The following is a 1,371-nucleotide window of genomic DNA, read 5'->3' as shown; positions in this document are numbered from 1 at the left end:
ACCCGCCCGCGCCGCAGCCCCAGGACAGCGGCACCCCCCGGAACCGACCGGGCGACGAGGACACTCCGCGGCGTTCTGACGAGGAGGACACGGAGGTACCGGGAGGGCCCGAGGAGAGGCCCGGCGCCCCGGCCCCGACGCCGCGTCCGGAGGGCGAGTCCCAGCGCGGCGACACCGACGCGCCCCGCGCCGAGGACGACGAGAGCGACCGGAGCGATGCGGGAGAGGGCACGGCTGGTCCGCGCGAGGAGCCGGAGGCGGAGCGTCCCGAGCCCGCCGCCGGTGGCGGCGGCGGGGGCGACGAGCCCCCCAACGACCGCACCGGTACCGGTGGCGATGATGGTGATGAAGGCGGCCCCGACAACGGTCGTGACAACAACGATCAACCTCAGAAGCCTCAACCAGATAACGGAGATGATTCGCAAGGTAGTCAGGAACGGCTTTTGGATGCCTTTCCGGATAGAGTCGATACGGAAGGTCTCCTTCCGCGTCCGGACCAGACCAAGCCGCCAACTGGACGCGCCAACCCGAGGTCATTTGAAGATATTGCTAGCGAAGGGCTTGTTGGCCCTGAATGGAAGCACTTCAGTGATAAAGAAGTAAGGGTGGCAGAATATCTCAGAGAGCATGGCATTGAGGTTGAGTCCATTAAGGAGTCGACCGTTGACGGAGTTAGGACTCCGGAGGCTGTAATATCCGGCACTGGTGAGACGGTCGAGTTCAAAGTCCTCGAATCAGATACTGCAAGATCTTTCGAGCGGAACATTAGGAACGCGAGGGGGCAGTCTCGCCGGATGGTTTTTGATGTGAGGCACCTGGGGACTTCTCAAGAGGATGCCGTTAAGAGGATTGGGAGTGGGCTGTTCAACTATGGAGGAGACCTCAGTGAGGTAGTTGTAATTGGTGACGGGTACACTATCGTTTGGCCGTAGGGGGAAGATTGTCGAGAGCGGAGTTTATTGAGGTTTCTGCTAGTCTTGGTGAAGTTGCTTCTGCATTGCGTGGTTTCCCTGAAGTGGTGCAGGAGTGGAGCAATGCCCCTGAAACCTTTGAATTTCGGATCGCATCCAGCGATGAACGCATTGGTGAGATCGATGTGCATGTGGAAGAGGTCTTGTCGGGGCCATATAACACGGCCATAGATGTTTTTTGGGCCACGTGGTCCGAAAGCCCTGAAAAGGTGCAATTCATCTTTGATCTTATTTCCGAGAGAACGAAATGGGAGATTGCCTCTCGATTTGACGGAAATGACCATCCTCTTGTGTATAGGCCCCGACTGAAGTGATCTTGGTAAGATCCTTTGGCTCGACAATGCCCAAGACAGCCTCGCCGTGGTGTGGGAGGGGCACACCGCCTGGTCCACGCGGGACG

General features: G+C 59.0%; 1 protein-coding gene and 1 pseudogene. Both read left to right on the top strand.

What is annotated here, in order from left to right; all coding sequences use genetic code 11:
• Positions 1–932: pseudogene (locus DQW06_RS21920) on the top strand (hypothetical protein); the annotation flags it as partial.
• Between the two features lie 8 nt (positions 933–940).
• Positions 941–1,285, top strand: coding sequence for a hypothetical protein (locus tag DQW06_RS28995; RefSeq protein ID WP_157983544.1), 345 nt, complete (start codon positions 941–943; stop codon positions 1,283–1,285).
• Positions 1,286–1,371: the final 86 nt, after the last annotated feature.

Source organism: Nocardiopsis sp. TNDT3, assembly GCF_003427465.1.
In the GTDB taxonomy this organism is placed as follows: Bacteria; Actinomycetota; Actinomycetes; order Streptosporangiales; family Streptosporangiaceae; genus Nocardiopsis; species Nocardiopsis dassonvillei.
The sequence above is the reverse complement of the archived record's forward strand: the minus strand, read 5'-3'. Positions and strand labels throughout refer to the sequence as shown.